Consider the following 20,886-nt stretch of genomic DNA (forward strand, 5'->3'; position numbering starts at 1 on the left):
AGTCTCGCATTTTACTGGTACTGATACAAATAAGCGAATAAATATTTTATTTACGCATGGTAAATTTACGGATGTGTATTGTCGTTTGAAAATGACCCTTGCCGTCAAACTTGTAAACATTCATTTGGGAGGTTTTAATTAAGCAACCTGATGGTAAGAGTCAGACCACATCTGTCTTGGCAATAGATAACCCAAACCTTTTTCAATTCTAGTCCCACTACGATCATAGCTCTTGTCTTGCGTCACTGCAAAGCAGTCCTTTGCTGATCGCTCCTCATTATAATACAGCTCGGTATACCCAATGATATCGTTGATCGCTACAAATCTTGTTTTATAGTATTGGTGATACACCAGATCAGAGGTCACTAATTCTCAAGCAGCAAAGCCTAAAGTAACAACAAATAATGCAGCTTCCACAGCAGAAATAGATGCTCAACGTATAGAAAATAATGTAAATTCGGATAATCCTAGTTTTGGTAGTTCAGCTATTAAGGATTTCAATGCTACTGAAGGTAATCCAGTCATACACCGTGCAGACAACATAAATGCTAGTCAGGTGATAGATCGAGGTGGTCGCTGAAGATAAAGCTTTCATAAGTAAGAGGCGCTTTGTGCAATAACGTTTGGTAATATTGGAGAATAAAGCTATTGACCGCGCATCAAAAAACCCCACAGGCTATGGGGTCATATGATAATAATTGATGGTGCGCCCACCAGATTCCAAACTGTAAACGTAAAATATTGATTTATATGATTTTATTTATTATTATAATTGGCGATACCGTCATGAATACCGCCATTCGTTGAATTGGCTCAGTAATTTATACCAGTTCGAATCCCACTTTTGGATTCTAACACGGTTACGCTTCATCTTTCTCGTAATCATTTAGCTTTTCAACTATGTCGTCAATTTTGACTTTAAGCCACTTGTTGGGCCGACCTTCCAAATCAGCCTCAGGCAAAAAACCTTCTCTAATTTTTGCTTTTAAAGCCGTGTCACTCTTAAAGCAAAATATCTGCTTGATGTCGCTAGTGGTGTAGTAAATGCCTGTCATGATGTCACCTCGTAATCTACCAAAACATACTTACTGTCTTCAATACGTCTTGCTTCAACTTCAAAAAGTAGAATGTCGCCTTGCATAACGTAAAGCGCGTTTTCGTCTTGATTAAAATTTTGGTAAAGCGCAACGCCATTTTTGGTGCCGCTAATACATTCCGCTTCACCGCCTTTTATTGTTTTAACCTCGCCTAGCTCACTCACAATCATTCTCCTTATCCATGCTGAAATACAAATCAGCCACTTTGTTCATTGCAGCTACGCACCATTTGAAGTGACCTGTATACTCCATACAACCAATACCGTCACAAGCGTCAATTTCAAACTTCATGCTGTCATCAACCCTGACAGAAAGGCTGTAAGCAGTTCGGTAGAAAGCCTCTTCGCTTTCAAAATCCAAATCATCTAGCACTTCGTCATATAAAGATTGCTGCCAATTAGCTAAAGCGACCTCAAAGTTATCATCGTCCTCATCATCACAACCGCTTTCAGAGTAGTCGTATATATAATCCGTGCAAAAATCATCAACCATCATTTTGATGCTTTCTTTTGCTGAATCTTCGTTAAACTTACGAGTACCACCAGTTCGGCATTTTTCAGCTACGTAACTTAAACTCATGTTGCCATGGAACCAAGCAAGCATATCTGCATCGTGATTAGTGAAAACAAATTCACCCATATCACCAGTAAAGCAAATGCGACCTTTTGCCTGCATTACGATAAAAAACTGATTTGATGAGCCGTTCTTATTTCTAAATTCAAGTATTCGATTAACGCCACTATCAACAATTACTTCTAATTCGTGATCGGCAATATCTTTCTCGAAGATATTAATTATGCTTTCCACTACTATTCTCCTTATCCAAATCCGCATAGATATCGGTCATATTAATTGGCATCCAATACAGCACATCGTCGTAAAAGCTTTCGCCATCATCTAAATCGCCAAAGCCTTGAATTACTTGCCCTGCATAATATTGTGATTGGTACACACGGCACTGACCGTCAACCAATCGACAGACAATGCAGTCTTGCAAGTGAGTTGGTAACTGTTTGCTTGGTTTGATAAAACCACTAGCAACTTTGCTCAGTGCTTGGATTAACTCAGGTATTTCAGATAGTGGTGCCACAATACTGGTTATCTGCTCATCAATTTCGCCATATGGCAATTCTCGTATGCAATTTACGCCAATATAGATACCCATCCCGCATTCATTGACCATCAGCTTTTCTTGAGTATGGTGACTTTGAGCAATGTAATTAAATAAGTGATTCATTGTTATTCCTTTTCTCAGCGCCGCACGTCTCGCACACGATTGGCAATTCTAAATCAATTTCTAGCAGCTCAGCTGCTAGGGCGGTCATTTCTTCTTCTGTAGGTGTTGTCATTATCATTCCTTAACTTTAAGTGCTTGTTGGCATGCTTTAACCAAATAAGCGTTGTCCACGTTTCCGATCACCCATTCAAGATATTCACGGTCTTTGGGTTGATTCGCCATATCTATAATTAACTTGCCCTTATGTTTGCCCATGGGTAGCACTTTAGGTATGCGTGCTTGTTCGCTGTATTCATACAGTGACTGCATATCAGTAATACCAGTCTCACGACAGAATATACGGAGCAGACGAATACAGAACCGGACATCATGTGCAGCACTGTGAGCGTTCTGCGCATGCTGACGAGCGTAGTCATAATCCAGCATATAAAGCATGGCGGTTAGGCTATGCTGAGCGTCAGGATATAATTCGCGTGATATTGCTAAAGTACAGATAGCTTTATATTCACTGACATCGATACCAGCGTTTTTAGCTACTTGAATATCATAGTCGACGTTGTGGCCGACTATATAAGCAGGACCTTTCGGTAGCCAAGGTAACAAAGCTGACCTGTGACTAGGTTCGTTTGCTACGTCTTCAGGACATATACCTGTCACGGCCATAGATCCAAAGCTAATATCACGTTCTGGTTTGCATCTGACAGCCACAGCATCTATGCGTGGGTTTAGTATTCCATTTGCAGAGAAAATGACCGGACAAAGCCCTAGCTCAGTTGCTTGAGCTTCGCTAGTTGCACAAGTGGTCTCAAAATCAATAGCTACCGCAGGGATAGCTATCGTTTCAGAGTTGTTCGAATTCTTGGCATTGGTCACATCAAGCTCCTTCTTCTACTTGCTCTTGAGCGTAGCTTGCCTGCTCATCTTGAATGACTTGCATGTCTATAGTTTTTTTAAGCTTATTTTGATAAGCATCAAAATCAACCGCCTTTATCATCCTTACGTCTGGGATAGCTTTGTTGATATTAGCGATAGACTCTGGGTTGGTTATACATACAATCATCTTTGCTAGGATTTCAGCTTGCTCGTCGTCAACGTACTCTATATCAGGCTCGTTAGTTTGCATTTGACTTACTTGCGATATAGCGGATGGCTGATTGTTTTGCTGCTGAAGCGGGGTTACGTCTCGAGCTTCTGTAAAGTCCTCAACTTCATCTTTGGTGTAGATACCCATCGTGACTTCTGGTGCATAAACTCGACCAAAGAAGGCAGCAGCTCGATACATTGCCATTTGCTGGGGCATGGTTGGCCACTTACTGCCTTTCTTGAAATACCACCCTTCTTTAATGGCTAGTTCTAAGGTGATGGGGGAGGATTCAATCTTGTTTCCTGTGGCCTTGTCTATCGCCCAAGCCACGCAAGAAAACTCGTTGATATTGGCGGTCTTGTTGTTGTACTGCTTGTTTCTGCCGTAACCAGTAGCTTCTTGATACTGAATATCGCGGTTGCCAAGATCGGTAAACTCAAAGTTTAATGTACCGAATCGGCCACAAGAGTTAATACCTGCAATAATAAAGGTCGATGACCATGCTGGGCGGCCTTCGATTAGATAAAGATTTTGCATAATCATCAAAGGATCAGCGCCCATACGATTAGACATATTTAGTGCGATCAAGCAGTTTGCGACCGCATTAGGATTTTCAGTGCGTGTTTCTTTATAACTATCACCCCAGCCTGATGACTTTATTACCACAGAACGATAAGTCTCAGGTACGATGTTTGAATTAGCCAACAACTCAGCTGCTCTTACCACTTCGCCAAAGTTATTGAAGTTAAACAGTCCGGTACCAGGCGCATTCATTTGCGCATTTACTTGTATGTCGCTATTCATACTATTCTCCTTCTGTCATAAATATGCTGTCAAAGTCGGCTAGTAATCTGTCGTTGGCTTGTTGAGCTTCAAAATGCTCATACATCGCTATGTCACGATCAAGATTCATGTTTTCAGAGTGCCAAAGTCGCTCGTCTTCCTGCGACCACTCCCAACCCGCTTGCTGTTGATAGCTCATGCGCGGCTCCTTTGCAGTTCGCGATGGTCGTAACGAGACTTACCGAACTCTTTACGCGCATTTTGATTGTCTGCCCAAGAACCACCACCGATTGGTCTGCTGTTCCTAACACGCTCATACCTTTCTTTAGCAACATAAAACTGCTTTTGAAGGCGTTTTAATAGGTAAGGGTCATCAGCTAAGTTAAGGCTAAGAATACGTAGCGAGTCTCCTATTAGGCGGTACTCAATAACGTTTTGACCATTACCTAAAAGAGAGATAGCATCTTTGGATTCAAATATTTTGTCGCCTATTTTTAACTTATGCTTGCCACCTTTATCAGCGATAGCGACAACCGCATCAGCCCACATTGCGAACTGTTTACCGTCTCTGCCTTCAGAAACGTCCTTAGTAAATAGGTGAGCATATGACGATACAAACCTACACATTGAGCCTGTCAGCTGCGTAGCGAGCGCATCATTGACAGTGGCAGTCTGCCAGCGGCTATCGATGAATTCATGAACATTACTGCGATCAAGCTCTACTTCAAATGGAGCAGTGCGTTTAACTTTGCAGGCGTAGAATGCTTGGTTGTCATCTGCATCCGATGTGATCACCTGAGCGCCAAACGTACCATCAGGATATTTGCGCACTGAGTTCAGATTTAATTTGATATGTAAGTTCATTGGTTGCCTCCAGCAGCGTATAAGCGCATTTCAGCGAGTTTTTGATTGGCGTAAGCGTTCTGCTCTCTGAACTCTATTAGCTCAGGGCTATCGATTGAGTTGATGCGCGGTTCCAGCGTTGATGTCGCTACGTCTTGTTCCGCTTGATTGAGTAGGTAGCTATTGCAGCCAGTGATGTTGCCGACTATTACGAGCGACATACCTGCTGCCAGTCCTGCAGCGATATGTGCACCGCCTGACTTTATTTGGTTGAGTCTTAATAAATGTTGTGCCATAATTAGCTCCTTAGCTAAGTTTGTGAAAGCCCCTTTAGATGTCGAGTCGGTAGGGGCTTTTTTATTGTCTAAAATTTGGTACTACCGTTAATCCAGTAGTTGTTTAATCCCAAGTTGTTAAGTAGTTTCGGCTAGGTCTTCCCGTCGCCATATTTATAAGGTAACTTAACTTACCTTTTATGTCAAGAAGGAAAGTAAGAAAACTTACCTTATTTTGTAGGCACAAAAAACCCCGCTCAATGGCGGGTTGGATTTATTGTTTAAATAAACTTACAAATATTGTAATTTAAATTTAAATTGATACATATGAATGTATCTGCACAGTGTAGAATATGAGATTAATCAAATATAAGGTCTAGAAATGAGCGCGAAATTAGTAGGCAGTAGTTTAACTAGAGAGATGTTAGAGAATGGCGATACACAGATTTGGTGTGCTGTTAGTAATGATAGTGAAGCGCATGCTATGACTATCATTGAGAACTCTGACTATTCTTTACTGGTGTATATTACGTCTTTCAATGATGGTGAATTTGTCTGCAGAGAAGGTGAGTCATGGCGATTCGCTATTCCGGTTAGAAAGATTGAGCTGACCCAAAAAGAGGTTGGCTTATAGAGGGTAGGGCTACCGCTACTTTGAATCATAGAGTTTTCACGGGTTCATAATAACCTAACTAAATTTCATAACTATATTTACGTAATCAAATATAGTTGTGCTAATATGTAATCTAGAGTAGATATTAGAGGTGTTTAGTATGGATATAATGCTCAAAGGTAGTGAATTGACTCGTGCAATGTTGGAAGCTGGTCATCAAGAGATATGGTGTGCAGTAGACGACAGTTCTGATCAAGAGGCTATGTCCAATCTAGCTAATAATGACTTTACAGCCCGTATTGAATATTTCGAAGATGGCATGTTTTATTGTACAGGTGGTATGGCTTGGTCATGTGCAGTACCAATTAAGATAAGAGCATTGACAGATACTGAGGCAGGATTTTAGATAATAAACATAAGTAAGATATTTGTTGCTGATGATAGGTGGCAGTGCTATATTTTAAACTTACGTCATCTAACCCTAAGGTTGCTTATGAAAACTTGGTCAGCACTTCTAATATCTCTGTTCATGATGGCGCCTGTAGTACAGGCGAATGCTCAGAACTATCCTTGTTCTAAAAGTATGGGCGGCGTGTCACATTGCCAGAATGGTAAGTTCGTTTGTAAGAATGGCAAGATTAGCCAGTCTAAGAAGGTTTGTAGTGAGTAGGTTGTGATTAGTTAACAGGCAATAAAAAACCGCCCCATTTTAGGGCGGTTTTTTATTTTTTAGACTGGTCTTTTGGTTGATGTCTGAAATCGATGGTTCTGTGTCTCACACGATAGTCAAGCCCTGATAAAGGATGTTGATGATGACTATAAAAAGCAAAACTTGACCAACAATCCGTGAAATTTTTTGCTTTAGAGATAGGTATCTCATCTTCACCAAGATCCTCTATTTCTAGCTGTTGGCTATCTAGATCTCTTATGTCGTCTTTCCATCCATCTGTTATATCTTTTTGGTTTATAGACGTTTTGGTGATATATATAAGCAATCCACCTTCAGTTTGGTTATCTACCCCCGTAGAGTATCTATGAAGTAATTGCTTTAACCCCTTATAATGGTAACTCTTATTTTGACGTATTTTACCTTCACCTATCCACATATAATTTGTGTGAGGGTAAGTCACAACTATATCACAATGCCCATTGACGTTGGGATCATGCTCCGCCTTCCAACCAATCAATTCCAAACTATTACAAATGGAGACATTGATTAAATTTTCTCCATTCTTAGGATTGTCTCCAACCATTGACTGATAGTATATGTTCTTAGCTTTACTAAACTGATCAATAATACGATCTATATCGTGATTTAATTTATTTACAAAATCATTATAGTCATCAACATGAGGTATTATTGATTTTTCGTTTATTTTTTCTGAAGAAAGAGTTGCGTTTGAAAGTTTTTTAGGCACTTGTTATCCCCATAAATCTTTCAGAAGGCTTAAAAAAAGTCACAACTTGGATACCAAAGTCTTCTAGCGTTAGCTGATCCCCTGTATGAGGATTGTAGTACTCTCTTTTTCGCATATCTTCGATAATTTCTTGTTTATCAGGCACCTCTATATATCTGCCTTCAGTAGGATCTAAGGCTTCAAACTCCTGACTTAGTATACTGATGGGTGGTCTAGTAAGGTAGAAGACAGCATCATAGAATATGTCTTCATCCGCTACTGGGCTGACGCGATATAAGTCATCAAAGTTTAAATGATTTTTTGTTTCTGGGCCCACAGACACATAGTCGATAATTGCAAAGCAAACAGCTTGCATATCTTTATCAACAGTAGGGTTATCAGAAATCAGAATTTTGATTTCTTTTATTTTTGAGGATTTCATAGTATCGCCGTCATGAAATGAGTTTGGCTATTGCAAAATCTAAATCGTTTTCATTGCGAGATTCTTTGATAAAAGCATCGAATAGATGTTTGTTATTAGGGGACGTGATATTAATATAGCTGCTTTTCAGTGAAATCTCTAGGTGATTTCTGTTATTCCTATAAAACTTGCTAGTAATTTTGTATGGAGTAATATCATTATTTAGAGGTACTTTTTGATCTTTATCTTTCTCTTGACGGACGCCTTTGGCTCCTTCTTTGTGATAAGTTGCGCTACGTAGGTCTTTACATGACTTTCTTGCACCTTCTTCATGTGTTGTGCCTGATGGAGTTTCAAAAGTAATTTGAATGACACCGTTAGTTCCATCTTCTGGCAACTTGTAGAAAGTACGTATTTTAGGGAAAAAATCGATAGCCGTATCTTTATCTAAACTAATCTGTAAATCCTTCTTCAAGAATTGTAATAGTTGACTTTTTGAAGACATGGCTTGTAGGTGACCAAGGATACTAGCTTGATCAATTCCTAGTATAATGCGGTTGTTAGTCTTGTCCAATATTAAAAAATCATAGCACTTTAAGTACTTTGATACGACGGCTATAATCTGATCATATTCCTCAAACATTCCTTTTTTAAACGCTTTTTTTATTTCAGCTAAGGTAAGATTTTTCCTAACCTTTACTCTACGACCTGTACTGAACTGGTATAGAGTTCTTTTGCCTGATAATGTTGTCTTCTTCATACAGGCATACTTTGCCTTATCTTTTGAAGCAGCTGAAAAGCTTGTTTCTAATGCCTTTTCTATTTTTTTAATATTATCTTGCTCTGGATAAATTGTGATCATTTTATCATCAAAGGAAACGTGTTCAGTCAAAAGCTCCATTACTATCTGATACAACTTAGTCAAGTCTGTTTCCGATTTGTTTTTCACGACATTGGCTTTAATGCCATCAATATTTCTACCAGTAAAGCTTTCGCTAGCTTTTTTACATTCTGTACGTACTTCATATAGTACTAAAGCACGATCCTCTAACTCTGTTAAAATCTCACAAATACTGCTTTGTAGTGCTTCTATTTCTTGCTCTGTCATAGTAATCATCTCTTATCTTAATTTCACTTTAGTAATGTACATATATAATTTTTTAACTTATATCTTATAGAAAATTGGCAGACTGCTTGGCTATAGTTTTAGTATTCATAGTGTTTCATGGTATGCAAAGCTTCAACCCAGCCTCCACAGCCTCACTCAAGTCAGCACCTTTCTTAATACTGTAAGGCACGTTTGGGGTCATACCATCTTTCTCCAGAGATTTTGCAGCAGCCTTATTAAGCGGAGTACCAATAGAGGACTCATCAATATAGCCTGCAGGCTCAAAATACACTTCAATACCAAAATCTGGATAATAAACACAGGATATTTGACCTGATGTCGTAAATGGGTAAGGCCTATCATGATCAGCGAACCAGAACATTTCATGCACTACAACATAGCCAGAAACAAATTGACTAGCGTAACTGTCATTGTGAGAAGGGGTGCATGCAGCTAACGATAAGGCAGCTATGCTAATTAACCACCTGGGCAAATTGATTCGCATGGTACTCCGTCCTTGTCTCGGTCTAATCGAGTGTTACCACACTTAAGCGCTTGCTTGGCTTGCTCACAATTAGCCATTTGGCCACAAGTGCTAGGTAAGCCTTTGCATTGAGTACCACCAGCACCCTTAGCGAATAGAGGATGATTCACTTCGACAGATTCTTTCAAAACCGTATTGCCTTGAAATGGATTGTCTACCGTTGTGACTCCAGCGTTGGATGATAGAGCAAATATAGAGAGTGCTACAGCTAGTATTAGTTTGTTCATGGCTAAATCCTTTTTGTTGAACCAACGGACTGTATTATTCAGCTAAATATTCTGCGGTATAACAAGACATATCAACATTGGTTTCAGCTATGGTGTCAGGAAATGCATATTGAAAATCACTTGCAGTAAGGATTGATTTGTTTGAGCGCCATGAATCTAATACCTCGTCCTTAAAACCATAAGTTATAAAGCTGTTCAAAAAATAAGTTTTCTGCTTGCAGTTTATATATAGTTGAGCCTTGGAGTAATATTCTCCCTTTTTTCTCCTAGGATTGTTATTAATATAAGTCCCCTGTAATACGGCAGATATATATTTAGATCTAGGCTGGTCACCTATAACAGTGACATGCATACTCATAACTGAGTCTATATCCAAAAAAGATTGATACTGATTATCACTAGTCTTACCTAAATCAACCCAGTTAGAGGCACTAGATATAGCTGGAAGTAATAGCACACCAAGCAATATATATTTGTTCATAATTACATCCTTGTTTTAATCCCAATCTAGCGCCTCACGATACACGCACCAACCCAATGGTAGCGTGTCGACTGGCTTTGCGTGTTTTAAGAAATGGTGTATCCAGTAGTATTCGTATGGTTTCATGACTTCCTCAGTATCTGATTGCGCTGTACTGCTACGCCACAAATTGAAAAAGGTGTGAAACGACTATCGATAATTGGATAGTTTTCATTGGATGGTATTAGCTGTGAATACTCTTCACCTGTATTTTCATCGAAACCACGTGGACGCCATTTTTTGAAAGTAACCTTCTTCTCACCTTTTCGTAAAGCAATTACATAATCAGCAGGATTTGGCTGCATATCAGGATCAATAAGCACGAGCTCTCCTGATTTAAAATCAGGCTCCATACTATCGCCTTCGAGTAATATCCAGTAGACATTATCGCCAGCATCACCTATGACAGGTTCAAATTCGTCAGATATAGCCTGATCATGGTATTCGCAAAACTCACCTGCTTGGACATAGTTTAAAACTGGTGCACGTCTAACTGGTTTTTCTTGTATCTTTTTAAAATTATCGCCATCACCAGTACCGTTAGTCAAGTATTCAACGCTGCAACCAAAGTAATCAGCCATGGCCTGAAGGTGCTCAAGTTTTGGAGGGTTCTCATCGTCTTCCCAATTCTTTATTGACGTTTTTGATACGCCTATTTTCAGTCCAAGCGCATCACGTGCAAGCTTTTTTTCTTTTCTCAATCTTAGTATTCGCTGACCCAAAGTATCCATAGCTTTTCCTTTCTTATAGGTAACTTATCTTACCACTTGATAAGGTAAGTTTTCTGTGCTTTAATAGGTAACTTAACTTACTTTATTAACAACCGAGGTAACTATTATGACTAAGGACGACGCGCTCAAAGTTGCTGACGGCTCTGTCAATGAACTTGCTCGCATGCTTGGTATTAAGCACTCTGCTGTCTCCCAATGGAACGAGGAAAAAATCCCTGAGCTGCGTGAATATCAGATTAAAGAAATTATCCAGAAACAAGAACGACAAACAGAAGAAGCCTAAACCCTGTAACAAAATATACAGAAACAAAGGCTTAAACAAAACGTTTTTAAATATAGGCGAAACACGATGGACGTTATCGACGCAGCACACAAGACAGTACACGACCCTAAACATGGTGGCTCTATTGCGCTAGCAGCGCGTATGGGTATGTCTAGCAATGTATTGAATAGCAAAGTTAATCCTAACTGTGATACGCACCATCTGAGATTAGATGAAGCATTAACCGTCATGGAATTTACTGGCGACCACTCGATCATCCAAGCGATGGCCAGCCGATTGGGTGGGGTTTACTGCGAAGTAACTGGGGAAGCAACAAAGGATGAGTTGATCATGACGGCATTATCAGCGTCAGCATGTCAAGGCGACGTGATGACTGAAATGCACAAGGCGCTGGAAGATGGTCGTATCAGCTGCAACGAGCTTGACAGTCTGCTACCGAAAATACAGAAAGCGATGTCTTCACTTCAATCGCTCAAGAACCACGTCAAGCGCAAACATGCTAAAGACAATCCGCATTTACAAAATAATCAAGGCAATAAAAAACCCTAATCAGCTGCAACTGATTAGGGCTTCAATAAAGCTAAACCTGTAATTGGAGTATAGCACTATGAATATCTTAAGGCAAAACACTGATAAAAAGCTGACCAGCCAGCAAATAGCTGACCTGGTTAATAAGCGTCTAGTGAGTGAAGGAGTGGCCTAATGCATTTTTATATGTTCAATCCTGCTGACTTCAATAACTCAGCACGTCACCTGTCGTTACCTGAGCGTGCTATCTATCGTGATCTGATAGACATGTACTATCACAGCGAACAAGCCATCGATACATCAGACATGGATAGACTGGCACGTCGTCTGCTATGTACCACGCCTGAATATCGCACAATGCTTGAATACGTACTTGATGAGTTCTTTGTCAAACGTGGTAAGCGTCACCACCACCATCGTATCGATAGAGAAATTAAAAACTATAAATACCAAAACCGTAACGCCGACAGTAACGGCAAGCGTAACGCTGTAACGAATGATGTAACGCAGGGTGTAACGCCAAGTAACGATGCTTGTAACGTTACATGTAACGTTGATGACACACCAATGACCAGTGCAGAGCGTATTCGTAAGTTCCGTCAAGAGCGTAAGTTGATGACTGATGCCCTTATTAATATAGGTGTGTCGGTTGAGAAAGGTATTAAGGCTGCTGATCTAAAACATCTATATGCAACACACATTGATGATGTAAAAAGTAACGTTACAGACGATGTAACGAAAGCTGTAACGCACAGTAACGAGCCATGTAACGCTAGTAACGCAAAAAACGACGCTATAACTAGTAACCATGAACTAGAAACCAGTAACCAATTAAATACTCTCAACAACAACAGCGCAGCCGTGAAGGAAAAATTTGATGTTGAGTTTTGGCAGCCAACGCTTACTGAGATACAGCCTGTAGTAACTGCTGAGGCCCCAGCAATGCCTCCAATGACTCAGGCTGAATTCAACAGCCACCTCAAGAAGTTTAGAAACTTTCGTATTGAGGATAAGCAAAAAGGGAATCCTGTTTTCACTGAGAATCGTTGTCTAGACATGTTTGTTGACTGGATTAAGCGTGAATATATCCATCAGCAAAGATCTAAGTCTAATGCAGCAAAGCCAGCGCCAGACAGTCAAACACCTACTGTAGATTATTCAGCCATTGGTAAGTCACCTATAGCTGGCGATAGTGATCTACCACCTATCTACCATCCTAGCCATAGCCAGCCTGTCACATCAGTCAAACGTGACCCAGAAATATCGGTCATGGTTAATGGACTTTGGAAAGAGCCATTGCCTGGTATGAGCGTTACTGAAACTTATGAGTACATCGAACAACAGCACATGCCTGGTGAAATGCAAGATGAGGTATATGACAGGTTATTAAACCAGATGCAGGAGGCGGTATGAGTTATTTCGACGGGTTCGCCCAAGGTCCTGTAAACACTAACCAAAAGGTTAAGTTTAAGCTAACTGAAAGAGGTCAGAAAATACTTGATGATCATAATGCGGCTGTTAGAGCTACTAGCAATATGCTGTCCGATTATAGCGCTACCGCTATAGATGCTGATGGTGTGCATGTGATGCAGTTGCATGTGGCTATGAGGGTGTTTGGTGCTGCAAATATGCTAGGCATGGAATCTCCTTTTGAAAACTGCGTCTTGACTGTTTTGCGTTAAACCATTTGGAGGTGGTGTGAGTATGAAAACCACAAAGAGCTATTCAGTCATCTATCTGCAAAAAGCTTATCACCCAAGGACGGGTGCTTATCAGGGATGGACCGCAAGATTAAGGGTGGTTGCTGGGGATCCATTCCATGATGACTATGCCAAGTGGGACGACCAAGGCTCTGCAATAGATCATGAATATGGTGATATTAATTTAAAGGATGGTGAGTGATGAACAAAAACATACAAGCACTAGGTCGCATGAAGACAGGGAAGATGAACAACACTGAGAAAGCCTATGCCCAGCACTTAGAGATGCAGCGCCGCGCAGGTGAGATATCTTATTACTCTTTCGACGGCATCAACCTACGGTTAGCAGACAACACGTTTTACAAACCAGACTTCTTGGTGATGCGCTCAGATGGTCAGTTAGAGATACATGAAGTTAAGGGCCAGTGGACTGACGACGCTTTGGTGAAAATTAAGGTTGCTGCTGATAAATTCCCTTTCAAGTTTATTGCAATCATGAAGCAAACAAAGAGAAATGGTGGCGGTTGGGATGTTCGAGACCTTTAACATATAGAAAAGTATAGGTGCAGCCGTGATTAGCAAATTGCTGACAATGATGTCAATTCACATGATTACTGATAAATTGAGGTTGAGATAAATGGATAAAATATTGAGTCAACGATTTGCCACAAGCCCACGCTTAGAATTGCAGCATGGCGATTGGTTAAAGCAGGGCATGGGTGCTAAGACGGTTAAGTTTGATATTGGCAGCGGTGGATTGCCTCCTGAGGTCAATTGGGAAGATAAGGCGGCCGCTATTGGATTAATCAAGAGCAAAACAGGCAAGGCCTTAGCTTCTCTCTTAGTATGGGGTGATAACGAGCTGTACGACTGGTCAGAGTCGTTTGATGACGTGGTTAATCACTTAGCGGCTAACATGATTAAATACTGCGTAGAGGACGACAGAGGCGCGCCTAAGTCTAAATACACGCTTAATGAGTTAGCATACAAGATGGCGCGTATGACACTACATTTTGAGTTATATAATTTGTGGTCGCTGTATTCAGTTGAAGGCCGCTTACTCTTTAGCGGTATCGATATGTCAGCGAGCTCATACAGTCAGATATGGTCCAAGTATCAAGAGAGGATGCTGCATGATATTGACTACCTAATGAGCTTTATTAATCAAGATGTGTGCAATTATCGACATGAATTAAATAATTGATCTGCTCTTGCAATTCTAGTATTAAACCCGATTAAAGTTTTTTAAAACTTTTGAGGTGTTTATGAGTCAGTTGAATGTGAATGGTAGTGAAATTCTCACTTATAAGTTAGATATAGTTGTTAGGAGCCAAAATAATCACGATTATGAAGATCTATTTGTTGAGATTATAACGCGTGAACAAGGTAAAAAGCACAGTTACAAGTATAAAATGCATAGTGATGAAAGAGTGCCAAACGTAGAGTGGTTGAAACAAGAGTTAGAAACAATGTTAGAAACCGCTAACGCAGAAAAGAGCTTTTTTAAAATCGAGGAAGATTCTGAAAAAAGATACTTGTTTGTTAGTATAATAAGTAATAATGACAAGAGACTACAAATTACAGGGGACAGATTATAATGATAGCTTTTAGTTCTCTGGCAACAAGCCAATTATCAGCAATACATGATGGCCTGAATACATTAGGTTCCAAAAATGGCTGGGTTAATGCGGCTAAAAATAAAATCAGTGAGGCTGTGGCTTCGGGAAAATATACCGTAACGATTATCCCTGGTTTGACCCTTTCATATGATGTAGAAAAGAACGATACAGCATTAACTGTAAAAAGTATCTATATAGTTTGAGGAATGGCTTGACCCTCACTGACAGTTGATGCTATATTTCTTATACTGACAAATGTAAGCTTTACTAATTCGAGTATTATTCATGAGAGAACATGATGCTGTTTTTCTAGAGAGTATTAGTAGTATAGCAATAGTAGTGCTAGGTGCTACTATCGTGTTTATGGGTTTTCTAGTAGTTCCAGTATTTTTAGGAATGTTTCTAGGCTATGTATCTTTAGATCTATCATCTACAAAGTTTTTATCAATAGTTTTCGAAATCATTCTTGGAATGTTATGTTACTCTGCTATAAATTTTCTACTTGATTTTAGAAAAAACAAAATTGATCCCTTTTTACCGGCATAGCGTATTATAAGCCTCCAATCAGACATAAAAAAACGATAGTTTCATCGCTATCGTTTTTTTATGTCTGATTGATCTTTCTATAGCCAGCAGATGTCAATAAAATAGTCGTTAGTAGATGGCAACTGCTGAAATATAATGAGCCACCTTCTTTGCCCGTTATGATTTTTCATGATGGGTTTTTTTACGTCCAATATTTGAACTATATTTTCGTTTAGCGTCTTGAAATGCCACTCCTAGACTCAACATAAGTTAATTCAATAAATGATGTTTCAACATGGAGTGTGATGCAATGAGTAATGACGTAACATTTGAGGAAGTAGAAGAAACGGCTTTGCAGTTTGCTTTAGCAGAATTTCAAGGGAATATATCAGCAGGTCATTTTTCTTCTACTTCGGCTACAAATGAAAATTCCATGAAAAAAGCTATAGAGTGGCATTCAACAAAGACAAAACGTTTAGAGATATTTTATAGCAATCCTACTAATCGTCCAGATTGGAAGAAAAGACAAAATGCAAAAATTACTATGCAAGACATTGAGAATGATAATCTTAGGTTAGTAAAAGACCAACTATATTGGGTTGTCCCAGCTATTAAAGGTCGTGAGGCTATTTATGCTAAATTCATAGGATATGACGGGCTTATTGCTGAATTTATGAACCTAGATGATAGTCAGGATTATTTCGCTGTAGAAGAAATAAAAATTAATTAAATTTAAAATCCCATAATAAAAAACCCACCACCCGGTGGGTTTTTTATTGGCCAAGATTCGGTGCCTTTATTTTTGAGAGAGATAACCAATTGCAGAGGTTTACATGTAGATAAGCAAAGGCTTTGACATGCGCCTAAATTAAAGCACTCACGTACTACCTGCCAGATTTAGCCACTGGTAGCACATGCCATAGAGGCAACCGCTAGCAGATGACGACTGCGATATACGATGAGTTATCAATCACCATATTATTTGCATGTGATTAGGATGCGATTTGATAACATCTTGTCTATTCATCATGGATAAAACCAATAGGTGTGCGCTTTTCATCAGAATCTTGTTTTGGAACAGCTTGAAGTAAAAAGCTCAGCTGATTGCAGTGCTGGATCAGTCGTGTAGGCCCGCCATCTTCAGTTGTTCCATTAAAAATAATAAGATTTGGTTGGTTGTACTCAATAGTATTGACATAAAAAGTCACTGAACTACCAAATGATGCAGCTAAGACCATAACCTCCTGATTCTCTTTGAGTTTAGACTCAAAATCTTTTATATGGCGGACTAAAGATTCCCAGATCGAGAGAACAGGATTATTTACGCGGTTATATAAATCTCGTGTGTCTTGTATATCTCTGAGCTTATTAACATCAAGTTCTGGTCTATATGAATAATTAGACATCATGTATTCCTTTTCTGCTATGAAATGAAACTATATCTTATATCAATTTTATAGACTTTAACGGATCGAATGATTACGAGGTGAGTATGTTGAAAAGACCAATGCCGCCTAAAACCGATCTACGCCCACTAATGGCTGCACCAGAGATACATGAATGGCTACAAGCAACCATACTTAATCCTGATCATGAGTGGTTTAACGAAGACCATCGACACTTAATGGAATACTCAGTAACTGAAATAGCGTTTATGTGGGCTCAAAGCGAATACGTGAAAGCTGGTAAACAGATATTAGGCCAGTGCGAAAAAGTGATGATGATGGCTGGTGGTTGGAAAAAGACACGTCAGGAAATGTGGTTTGAAGACACGTTAGGTGATGTGCCTGAGTATCTTGTCACGCTTGATGCTAACTACTGCCGTGATTGTACAGACGCTGAGTTTGCCGCACTGGTTGAGCATGAGATTTATCACATGAGGCACAAACCCGATATGTTTGGTGACCCATCATTCAAAGCCGATGGCAGACCACAGCTTGAATTGATTGCTCACGACGTTGAGGAATTCTTCGGAGTCGTCAGACGATATGGCGGTGATGAAGCGGTTAGACGAATAGCTGAACTGCAAGATAGTGATCCGCAAATAAAATACTAATTAGGTATACCTAGGGATACGAAAGGACAGATATGGCGACTCTTAACAATGGGGTTAAGGCCTTTATTGTACAAGGGCTTGCTACCTATATGACCCCCTCAGAAGTAGCAGAGGCTGTAAACCAAGAATTTGGCATTACTATTACACGTCAGCAAGTGGCGAAATACGATCCGCACAAAGCAGCAGGTGTAAATCTTGCTCAAAAATGGAAGAACCTATTCAAGCAATTCCGTGATGACTTTAACAATGATATTCAGGCGATACCGATTGCTAATAAAGCTTATCGTTTGAACATGCTTGACCGTATGGCGCGTGATGCTGAGAAGTCAAAGAATAGACCATTGGCGGCAAGCTTACTCGAGCAGGCAGCTAAGGATGTGGGCGAGGTGTTTACCAATAAGCAGAAGGTGGATAACACATCTAGTGATGGATCAATGGCTACCAAGCCGACAGTGATTAGACTGGTTGCACCAAAGGTAGATGAAAATGGGCGAGCAATTAAATGATGAAGTCTATGCTGACATAACGATACCGCCAAAACTTATACCAGTATTTGAATCTAAATCGCGCTATAAAGGTGCTTATGGTGGCCGTGGTAGTGCCAAGACACGTACATTCGCATTAATGACAGCCGTAGAGGGTTATCGACTAGCCGAAGCAGGTGCTAGCGGCATAATCCTATGCGGCCGTGAGTATATGAACTCACTAGAAGAGTCGTCGCTTGAAGAAATCAAGCAGGCAATACGCTCAGTTGATTGGCTTAATGATTACTATGAGATTGGCGAGAAATACGTTCGCACTAAGAATAGGCGTGTTGCTTATGCCTTTACTGGCTTACGTCACAATCTGGACAGTATCAAAGGTAAGTCAAGAATACTACTCGCTTGGGTAGATGAAGCTGAAAACGTCAGTGAGGCTGCATGGCGCAAGCTGCTACCAACAGTACGTGAAGATGATTCAGAGGTTTGGATAACTTGGAACCCTGAAAACAAGGGTAGCGCGACTGACAAGCGATTCAGACAGGTTGAGCATGAGTTCATCGTTGAGATGAATTATAACGACAACCCATTCTTCCCTGATGTACTTGAGCAAGAGCGCTTAAGTGATCAAGCTAACCTTGACGATGCGACATATCGTTGGATTTGGGAAGGTGCTTATCTTGAAGCTTCAGATGCTCAGATATTTAATGGTAAGTTTGTTGTTAGAGAGTTTGAAAGACACCCAACATGGAACGGTCCATACAACGGCTTAGACTTTGGTTTCTCTACGGATCCAACTGGCGCCACAAACTCATGGGAACACGACGGCATACTCTATATTGAGCATGAGGCATGCAAGGTTGGTCTTGAGATTGACGATACACCAGACTATCTGAAGGACAACATACCAGGTATTGAAAAGTATGAGCTTATAGCAGATAACGCCCGTCCCGAATCAATCAGCTACCTGAAGCGTAACGGCATACCAAAAATTAAGGCATGCGTTAAAGGTAAGGGTAGTGTTGAAGATGGTATTGCTCATCTAAAAGGCTATAAGCAGATTGTCATTCATCCAAGGTGCACGGCAACCGCAAAAGAGTTCAGATTGTACAGCTACAAGACGGACCGATTAAGCGGTGAGATATTGCCAGAGATTATCGATAAGCATAACCATTTGATTGACTCACTAAGATATGCACACGAGCGCACTATGAAGCGTGGTGCTAATACTAAACGATATAGAGCCACTGCTGGCAAACGGACGTATAGATGAATGATATAACTGAAAAGCCGCGTTACCGTGTCACAGCAGGTAAGGCGCTAAGCCAAGAGCAGGCAACTGACCTACGTGGTAAAACCTTTTACCGTTACCTGATCCGTACTGATACTGACGAGATCCTTAAGAAAGCGGGTATCAGTCGTCATGCACTAAAGACATTGCTTACTGACCCAGATATTGACCAAGCGATTGATAGACGCGAGGAAGAGTTAAGCAATGCTACTTATACGATTACGCCAAGCGAGGGTAGTGTTGCTGATTTTATCTATGACCAACTGGACCTACACCTCGGAACGATCTTACAAGGCTCATCGCTTAGTAAGTGGTACGGCTATGATGTGATTGAAATGCTCTGGGGTAAAGATAGTAATGGGCGTAATGCAGTCACTTCAATGATGTCTAAGCCTATTCAGTGGTTTGAGCCATTATCAGGCGGTGCGCTGCAATGGTTTCCGAATGATGGTAGCCAGCCGGTAATGATCAGTGATCAAAAAGACTTTTACTATCGCTATCTATACCAACAACATAAGCCAACGTATCTAAACCCTAAAGGCAAATCATTATTAAGCCGTGTTTACTGGCTGCATTACTTTAAAACTAATGGCTGGCGTTTTTGGTCTAAGTTCTTAGAGCGTTTCGGCTCACCCTTGCTCATTGGTAAAACCGATGCAACCAGTGATGATGACGCACAAGGGTTTGCCAATGCATTACTCAAGGCGCACAACTCAGGCGTGGTCACTATCGGCATCGATGAAGACGTGACAGCCGTTACAGGTGGCAGCAATGGAGAGGCGTTTGTAGGTTACGACAATGTTGTTAAGCAGAGCATCACCACTTACTTGCTTGGTCAGACGCTTACCAGTGGCACAGATAAAGGCGGTACTTACGGTCAAGGTGTCGTGCATCAAGAGCAGCAAGAGATTATCTTTAGCAGCGACCGTAAGCATGCGCTTAAAGCCGTTCAACGATTCATTGAAGTCATTTGTACGGCTAATGGATTTGAAGCGCCTGAGTTCAAATGGGTCGCTAAAAAATTCATCAATCAAGAGCAGTTGGACGCTGACAAAAAAGCGCATGAGATGGGTGTGAGATTCACCAAGTCTTATTTTGTAGATGAGCATGGCTATAACGAGCAGCATATTGCTCACATGGATTATGGCGATGGTCAAGGCGCTATTAAGTTGCCAGCATCTTCACAAGCCAATCGCTACCCATCGCTGGCTAATAAAACATGGCTGCCGTTTAAAGCTGCTGACAGTGATAGTGAATTTACCGATGAGCAGCAAGAGCTTGAGCAAGTCGCAGATGATGCGCTTGAATTGAGCGTACAGCCATTTGATGCTAAGGCAGTACTATCGGCTATTGCAGATGCGACAGACGAATCTGAGCTACGTGAAGCGTTATTCAATCTATGTGGTGAGGGGTTGGCTGAGAGTGAATTTACACAGTTGGTCAATACATCGTTAGCGGTCGCTGATGTGCATGGTTTTGCTGATGAAAGTAGTGAAGTGTAATTTTCTGGATATAGAGTGATGTC

General features: G+C 40.5%; 36 protein-coding genes and 1 pseudogene. 18 read left to right on the plus strand and 19 right to left on the minus strand.

Going from position 1 to position 20,886, the window contains the following annotated elements; all coding sequences use genetic code 11:
* Positions 1–138: 138 nt before the first annotated feature.
* The 11 genes and pseudogenes from JMX93_RS10815 to JMX93_RS10865 form a co-directional block, all read right to left on the minus strand.
* Positions 139–360, minus strand: a pseudogene (locus JMX93_RS10815) (hypothetical protein); the annotation flags it as partial.
* Positions 361–860: 500 nt separating this feature from the next.
* A complete protein-coding gene (locus JMX93_RS10820) occupies positions 861–1,055 on the minus strand; it encodes a hypothetical protein (RefSeq protein ID WP_443557212.1) in 195 nt (64 codons plus the stop codon).
* A complete protein-coding gene (locus JMX93_RS10825; protein WP_499204711.1) occupies positions 1,052–1,261 on the minus strand; it encodes a hypothetical protein in 210 nt (69 codons plus the stop codon). The genes JMX93_RS10820 and JMX93_RS10825 overlap by 4 nt, the downstream gene beginning before the upstream one ends.
* The gene (locus JMX93_RS10830) at positions 1,254–1,904 is read right to left on the minus strand and encodes a hypothetical protein (protein WP_499204712.1); all 651 of its coding nucleotides are present in this window, start codon (positions 1,902–1,904) and stop codon (positions 1,254–1,256) included. The genes JMX93_RS10825 and JMX93_RS10830 overlap by 8 nt, the downstream gene beginning before the upstream one ends.
* Complete coding sequence (locus tag JMX93_RS10835) at positions 1,888–2,334, minus strand: hypothetical protein (protein WP_499204713.1); 447 nt, start codon at positions 2,332–2,334, stop codon at positions 1,888–1,890. The genes JMX93_RS10830 and JMX93_RS10835 overlap by 17 nt, the downstream gene beginning before the upstream one ends.
* Positions 2,318–2,446, minus strand: a complete 129-nt coding sequence (locus JMX93_RS10840; RefSeq protein WP_499204714.1) for a hypothetical protein — start codon at positions 2,444–2,446, stop codon at positions 2,318–2,320. The genes JMX93_RS10835 and JMX93_RS10840 overlap by 17 nt, the downstream gene beginning before the upstream one ends.
* Before the next feature lie 2 nt (positions 2,447–2,448).
* A complete protein-coding gene (locus tag JMX93_RS10845; RefSeq protein WP_499204715.1) occupies positions 2,449–3,207 on the minus strand; it encodes an exonuclease domain-containing protein in 759 nt (252 codons plus the stop codon).
* A gap of 1 nt (position 3,208) precedes the next feature.
* Positions 3,209–4,222: a recombinase family protein gene (locus tag JMX93_RS10850; protein WP_499204716.1), complete on the minus strand. Its 1,014-nt coding sequence runs from the start codon at positions 4,220–4,222 to the stop codon at positions 3,209–3,211.
* Between the two features lies 1 nt (position 4,223).
* On the minus strand, positions 4,224–4,400 hold the full coding sequence (locus JMX93_RS10855) for a hypothetical protein (protein ID WP_499204717.1): 177 nt from the start codon (positions 4,398–4,400) through the stop codon (positions 4,224–4,226).
* Positions 4,397–5,065 carry a hypothetical protein gene (locus tag JMX93_RS10860; RefSeq protein ID WP_499204718.1) on the minus strand — a complete coding sequence of 223 codons (669 nt, stop codon included), beginning with the start codon at positions 5,063–5,065 and terminating at the stop codon, positions 4,397–4,399. The genes JMX93_RS10855 and JMX93_RS10860 overlap by 4 nt, the downstream gene beginning before the upstream one ends.
* Entirely contained in the window at positions 5,062–5,340 is a 279-nt protein-coding gene (locus JMX93_RS10865; RefSeq protein WP_499204719.1) for a hypothetical protein, read from the minus strand. Before JMX93_RS10865 ends, JMX93_RS10860 begins: the two co-directional genes overlap by 4 nt.
* A gap of 361 nt (positions 5,341–5,701) precedes the next feature.
* Here JMX93_RS10865 and JMX93_RS10870 point away from each other — a divergent pair, with 361 nt between their 5' ends.
* The 3 genes from JMX93_RS10870 to JMX93_RS10880 all read left to right on the plus strand — a co-directional run bounded on the left by JMX93_RS10870 (position 5,702) and on the right by JMX93_RS10880 (position 6,602).
* Positions 5,702–5,953 carry a hypothetical protein gene (locus JMX93_RS10870; RefSeq protein ID WP_443557221.1) on the plus strand — a complete coding sequence of 84 codons (252 nt, stop codon included), beginning with the start codon at positions 5,702–5,704 and terminating at the stop codon, positions 5,951–5,953.
* Positions 5,954–6,092: 139 nt separating this feature from the next.
* Positions 6,093–6,338, plus strand: coding sequence for a hypothetical protein (locus JMX93_RS10875; RefSeq protein WP_443557222.1), 246 nt, complete (start codon positions 6,093–6,095; stop codon positions 6,336–6,338).
* Between the two features lie 87 nt (positions 6,339–6,425).
* Positions 6,426–6,602 carry a YdcA family protein gene (locus JMX93_RS10880; protein WP_499204720.1) on the plus strand — a complete coding sequence of 59 codons (177 nt, stop codon included), beginning with the start codon at positions 6,426–6,428 and terminating at the stop codon, positions 6,600–6,602.
* Between the two features lie 52 nt (positions 6,603–6,654).
* On the opposite strand, the gene JMX93_RS10885 is transcribed toward JMX93_RS10880, so the two are convergent.
* The 7 genes from JMX93_RS10885 to JMX93_RS10915 all read right to left on the minus strand — a co-directional run bounded on the left by JMX93_RS10885 (position 6,655) and on the right by JMX93_RS10915 (position 10,880).
* Positions 6,655–7,350, minus strand: a complete 696-nt coding sequence (locus tag JMX93_RS10885; RefSeq protein ID WP_499204721.1) for a hypothetical protein — start codon at positions 7,348–7,350, stop codon at positions 6,655–6,657.
* A complete protein-coding gene (locus JMX93_RS10890) occupies positions 7,343–7,771 on the minus strand; it encodes a hypothetical protein (RefSeq protein WP_499204722.1) in 429 nt (142 codons plus the stop codon). Before JMX93_RS10890 ends, JMX93_RS10885 begins: the two co-directional genes overlap by 8 nt.
* Positions 7,772–7,781: 10 nt before the next feature.
* Complete coding sequence (locus tag JMX93_RS10895; RefSeq protein WP_499204723.1) at positions 7,782–8,858, minus strand: hypothetical protein; 1,077 nt, start codon at positions 8,856–8,858, stop codon at positions 7,782–7,784.
* Positions 8,859–8,973: 115 nt separating this feature from the next.
* Entirely contained in the window at positions 8,974–9,363 is a 390-nt protein-coding gene (locus tag JMX93_RS10900) for a hypothetical protein (protein ID WP_499204724.1), read from the minus strand.
* Entirely contained in the window at positions 9,336–9,629 is a 294-nt protein-coding gene (locus tag JMX93_RS10905) for an excalibur calcium-binding domain-containing protein (protein ID WP_499204725.1), read from the minus strand. The genes JMX93_RS10900 and JMX93_RS10905 overlap by 28 nt, the downstream gene beginning before the upstream one ends.
* Before the next feature lie 34 nt (positions 9,630–9,663).
* Positions 9,664–10,110: a hypothetical protein gene (locus JMX93_RS10910; RefSeq protein ID WP_499204726.1), complete on the minus strand. Its 447-nt coding sequence runs from the start codon at positions 10,108–10,110 to the stop codon at positions 9,664–9,666.
* A gap of 122 nt (positions 10,111–10,232) precedes the next feature.
* The gene (locus JMX93_RS10915; protein ID WP_499204727.1) at positions 10,233–10,880 is read right to left on the minus strand and encodes a LexA family protein; all 648 of its coding nucleotides are present in this window, start codon (positions 10,878–10,880) and stop codon (positions 10,233–10,235) included.
* A 106-nt stretch (positions 10,881–10,986) separates the two neighbouring features.
* Between JMX93_RS10915 and JMX93_RS10920 the strand changes: the two genes are divergently transcribed.
* The 11 genes from JMX93_RS10920 (at position 10,987) to JMX93_RS10970 (ending at position 16,265) form a co-directional block, all read left to right on the plus strand.
* Positions 10,987–11,163 carry a Cro/CI family transcriptional regulator gene (locus tag JMX93_RS10920; RefSeq protein ID WP_499204728.1) on the plus strand — a complete coding sequence of 59 codons (177 nt, stop codon included), beginning with the start codon at positions 10,987–10,989 and terminating at the stop codon, positions 11,161–11,163.
* Between the two features lie 66 nt (positions 11,164–11,229).
* Positions 11,230–11,712: a phage regulatory CII family protein gene (locus JMX93_RS10925; protein WP_499204729.1), complete on the plus strand. Its 483-nt coding sequence runs from the start codon at positions 11,230–11,232 to the stop codon at positions 11,710–11,712.
* A 153-nt stretch (positions 11,713–11,865) separates the two neighbouring features.
* Positions 11,866–13,104: a YdaU family protein gene (locus tag JMX93_RS10930; protein WP_499204730.1), complete on the plus strand. Its 1,239-nt coding sequence runs from the start codon at positions 11,866–11,868 to the stop codon at positions 13,102–13,104.
* Positions 13,101–13,373, plus strand: a complete 273-nt coding sequence (locus JMX93_RS10935) for a hypothetical protein (protein ID WP_499204731.1) — start codon at positions 13,101–13,103, stop codon at positions 13,371–13,373. The genes JMX93_RS10930 and JMX93_RS10935 overlap by 4 nt, the downstream gene beginning before the upstream one ends.
* A 22-nt stretch (positions 13,374–13,395) precedes the next feature.
* Complete coding sequence (locus tag JMX93_RS10940) at positions 13,396–13,593, plus strand: hypothetical protein (protein WP_499204732.1); 198 nt, start codon at positions 13,396–13,398, stop codon at positions 13,591–13,593.
* The gene (locus JMX93_RS10945) at positions 13,593–13,937 is read left to right on the plus strand and encodes a DUF1064 domain-containing protein (RefSeq protein WP_499204784.1); all 345 of its coding nucleotides are present in this window, start codon (positions 13,593–13,595) and stop codon (positions 13,935–13,937) included. The genes JMX93_RS10940 and JMX93_RS10945 overlap by 1 nt, the downstream gene beginning before the upstream one ends.
* A gap of 91 nt (positions 13,938–14,028) precedes the next feature.
* Entirely contained in the window at positions 14,029–14,595 is a 567-nt protein-coding gene (locus JMX93_RS10950) for a hypothetical protein (protein ID WP_499204733.1), read from the plus strand.
* A 61-nt stretch (positions 14,596–14,656) separates the two neighbouring features.
* Entirely contained in the window at positions 14,657–14,989 is a 333-nt protein-coding gene (locus JMX93_RS10955) for a hypothetical protein (protein WP_499204734.1), read from the plus strand.
* On the plus strand, positions 14,989–15,213 hold the full coding sequence (locus JMX93_RS10960) for a hypothetical protein (protein WP_499204735.1): 225 nt from the start codon (positions 14,989–14,991) through the stop codon (positions 15,211–15,213). The genes JMX93_RS10955 and JMX93_RS10960 overlap by 1 nt, the downstream gene beginning before the upstream one ends.
* An 82-nt stretch (positions 15,214–15,295) precedes the next feature.
* Positions 15,296–15,556 (plus strand): hypothetical protein, encoded by a 261-nt coding sequence (locus JMX93_RS10965; RefSeq protein ID WP_499204736.1) that lies wholly within the window; start codon positions 15,296–15,298, stop codon positions 15,554–15,556.
* Positions 15,557–15,845: 289 nt separating this feature from the next.
* The gene (locus JMX93_RS10970; RefSeq protein ID WP_499204737.1) at positions 15,846–16,265 is read left to right on the plus strand and encodes a hypothetical protein; all 420 of its coding nucleotides are present in this window, start codon (positions 15,846–15,848) and stop codon (positions 16,263–16,265) included.
* A gap of 289 nt (positions 16,266–16,554) precedes the next feature.
* Here JMX93_RS10970 and JMX93_RS10975 read toward each other — a convergent pair whose 3' ends face one another.
* Positions 16,555–16,941 (minus strand): DUF6173 family protein, encoded by a 387-nt coding sequence (locus tag JMX93_RS10975; RefSeq protein ID WP_499204738.1) that lies wholly within the window; start codon positions 16,939–16,941, stop codon positions 16,555–16,557.
* A gap of 86 nt (positions 16,942–17,027) precedes the next feature.
* Here JMX93_RS10975 and JMX93_RS10980 point away from each other — a divergent pair, with 86 nt between their 5' ends.
* Genes JMX93_RS10980 through JMX93_RS10995 form a run of 4 tightly spaced genes read left to right on the plus strand, consistent with a single transcriptional unit; the run spans position 17,028 to position 20,863 of the window.
* On the plus strand, positions 17,028–17,591 hold the full coding sequence (locus JMX93_RS10980) for a putative metallopeptidase (RefSeq protein ID WP_499204739.1): 564 nt from the start codon (positions 17,028–17,030) through the stop codon (positions 17,589–17,591).
* A 32-nt stretch (positions 17,592–17,623) separates the two neighbouring features.
* Positions 17,624–18,097 (plus strand): DUF2280 domain-containing protein, encoded by a 474-nt coding sequence (locus JMX93_RS10985; RefSeq protein ID WP_499204740.1) that lies wholly within the window; start codon positions 17,624–17,626, stop codon positions 18,095–18,097.
* Positions 18,078–19,343: a PBSX family phage terminase large subunit gene (locus JMX93_RS10990; protein ID WP_499204741.1), complete on the plus strand. Its 1,266-nt coding sequence runs from the start codon at positions 18,078–18,080 to the stop codon at positions 19,341–19,343. Before JMX93_RS10985 ends, JMX93_RS10990 begins: the two co-directional genes overlap by 20 nt.
* Complete coding sequence (locus JMX93_RS10995; RefSeq protein WP_499204742.1) at positions 19,340–20,863, plus strand: phage portal protein family protein; 1,524 nt, start codon at positions 19,340–19,342, stop codon at positions 20,861–20,863. The genes JMX93_RS10990 and JMX93_RS10995 overlap by 4 nt, the downstream gene beginning before the upstream one ends.
* Positions 20,864–20,886 lie beyond the last annotated feature (23 nt).

The sequence above is a fragment of the Psychrobacter muriicola 2pS genome (assembly GCF_904846535.1).
GTDB lineage: Bacteria > Pseudomonadota > Gammaproteobacteria > Pseudomonadales > Moraxellaceae > Psychrobacter > Psychrobacter aquimaris.

Coding starts and splice junctions, on each gene's coding strand:
- JMX93_RS10820 (WP_443557212.1), bottom strand. CDS start 1,055: ATGACAGGCATTTACTACACCACTAGCGACATCAAGCAGATATTTTGC.
- JMX93_RS10835 (WP_499204713.1), bottom strand. CDS start 2,334: ATGAATCACTTATTTAATTACATTGCTCAAAGTCACCATACTCAAGAA.
- JMX93_RS10840 (WP_499204714.1), bottom strand. CDS start 2,446: ATGACAACACCTACAGAAGAAGAAATGACCGCCCTAGCAGCTGAGCTG.
- JMX93_RS10850 (WP_499204716.1), bottom strand. CDS start 4,222: ATGAATAGCGACATACAAGTAAATGCGCAAATGAATGCGCCTGGTACC.
- JMX93_RS10855 (WP_499204717.1), bottom strand. CDS start 4,400: ATGAGCTATCAACAGCAAGCGGGTTGGGAGTGGTCGCAGGAAGACGAG.
- JMX93_RS10860 (WP_499204718.1), bottom strand. CDS start 5,065: ATGAACTTACATATCAAATTAAATCTGAACTCAGTGCGCAAATATCCT.
- JMX93_RS10865 (WP_499204719.1), bottom strand. CDS start 5,340: ATGGCACAACATTTATTAAGACTCAACCAAATAAAGTCAGGCGGTGCA.
- JMX93_RS10870 (WP_443557221.1), top strand. CDS start 5,702: ATGAGCGCGAAATTAGTAGGCAGTAGTTTAACTAGAGAGATGTTAGAG.
- JMX93_RS10875 (WP_443557222.1), top strand. CDS start 6,093: ATGGATATAATGCTCAAAGGTAGTGAATTGACTCGTGCAATGTTGGAA.
- JMX93_RS10880 (WP_499204720.1), top strand. CDS start 6,426: ATGAAAACTTGGTCAGCACTTCTAATATCTCTGTTCATGATGGCGCCT.
- JMX93_RS10890 (WP_499204722.1), bottom strand. CDS start 7,771: ATGAAATCCTCAAAAATAAAAGAAATCAAAATTCTGATTTCTGATAAC.
- JMX93_RS10895 (WP_499204723.1), bottom strand. CDS start 8,858: ATGACAGAGCAAGAAATAGAAGCACTACAAAGCAGTATTTGTGAGATT.
- JMX93_RS10900 (WP_499204724.1), bottom strand. CDS start 9,363: ATGCGAATCAATTTGCCCAGGTGGTTAATTAGCATAGCTGCCTTATCG.
- JMX93_RS10905 (WP_499204725.1), bottom strand. CDS start 9,629: ATGAACAAACTAATACTAGCTGTAGCACTCTCTATATTTGCTCTATCA.
- JMX93_RS10910 (WP_499204726.1), bottom strand. CDS start 10,110: ATGAACAAATATATATTGCTTGGTGTGCTATTACTTCCAGCTATATCT.
- JMX93_RS10915 (WP_499204727.1), bottom strand. CDS start 10,880: ATGGATACTTTGGGTCAGCGAATACTAAGATTGAGAAAAGAAAAAAAG.
- JMX93_RS10920 (WP_499204728.1), top strand. CDS start 10,987: ATGACTAAGGACGACGCGCTCAAAGTTGCTGACGGCTCTGTCAATGAA.
- JMX93_RS10925 (WP_499204729.1), top strand. CDS start 11,230: ATGGACGTTATCGACGCAGCACACAAGACAGTACACGACCCTAAACAT.
- JMX93_RS10930 (WP_499204730.1), top strand. CDS start 11,866: ATGCATTTTTATATGTTCAATCCTGCTGACTTCAATAACTCAGCACGT.
- JMX93_RS10935 (WP_499204731.1), top strand. CDS start 13,101: ATGAGTTATTTCGACGGGTTCGCCCAAGGTCCTGTAAACACTAACCAA.
- JMX93_RS10940 (WP_499204732.1), top strand. CDS start 13,396: ATGAAAACCACAAAGAGCTATTCAGTCATCTATCTGCAAAAAGCTTAT.
- JMX93_RS10945 (WP_499204784.1), top strand. CDS start 13,593: ATGAACAAAAACATACAAGCACTAGGTCGCATGAAGACAGGGAAGATG.
- JMX93_RS10950 (WP_499204733.1), top strand. CDS start 14,029: ATGGATAAAATATTGAGTCAACGATTTGCCACAAGCCCACGCTTAGAA.
- JMX93_RS10955 (WP_499204734.1), top strand. CDS start 14,657: ATGAGTCAGTTGAATGTGAATGGTAGTGAAATTCTCACTTATAAGTTA.
- JMX93_RS10960 (WP_499204735.1), top strand. CDS start 14,989: ATGATAGCTTTTAGTTCTCTGGCAACAAGCCAATTATCAGCAATACAT.
- JMX93_RS10965 (WP_499204736.1), top strand. CDS start 15,296: ATGAGAGAACATGATGCTGTTTTTCTAGAGAGTATTAGTAGTATAGCA.
- JMX93_RS10970 (WP_499204737.1), top strand. CDS start 15,846: ATGAGTAATGACGTAACATTTGAGGAAGTAGAAGAAACGGCTTTGCAG.
- JMX93_RS10975 (WP_499204738.1), bottom strand. CDS start 16,941: ATGTCTAATTATTCATATAGACCAGAACTTGATGTTAATAAGCTCAGA.
- JMX93_RS10980 (WP_499204739.1), top strand. CDS start 17,028: ATGTTGAAAAGACCAATGCCGCCTAAAACCGATCTACGCCCACTAATG.
- JMX93_RS10985 (WP_499204740.1), top strand. CDS start 17,624: ATGGCGACTCTTAACAATGGGGTTAAGGCCTTTATTGTACAAGGGCTT.
- JMX93_RS10990 (WP_499204741.1), top strand. CDS start 18,078: ATGGGCGAGCAATTAAATGATGAAGTCTATGCTGACATAACGATACCG.
- JMX93_RS10995 (WP_499204742.1), top strand. CDS start 19,340: ATGAATGATATAACTGAAAAGCCGCGTTACCGTGTCACAGCAGGTAAG.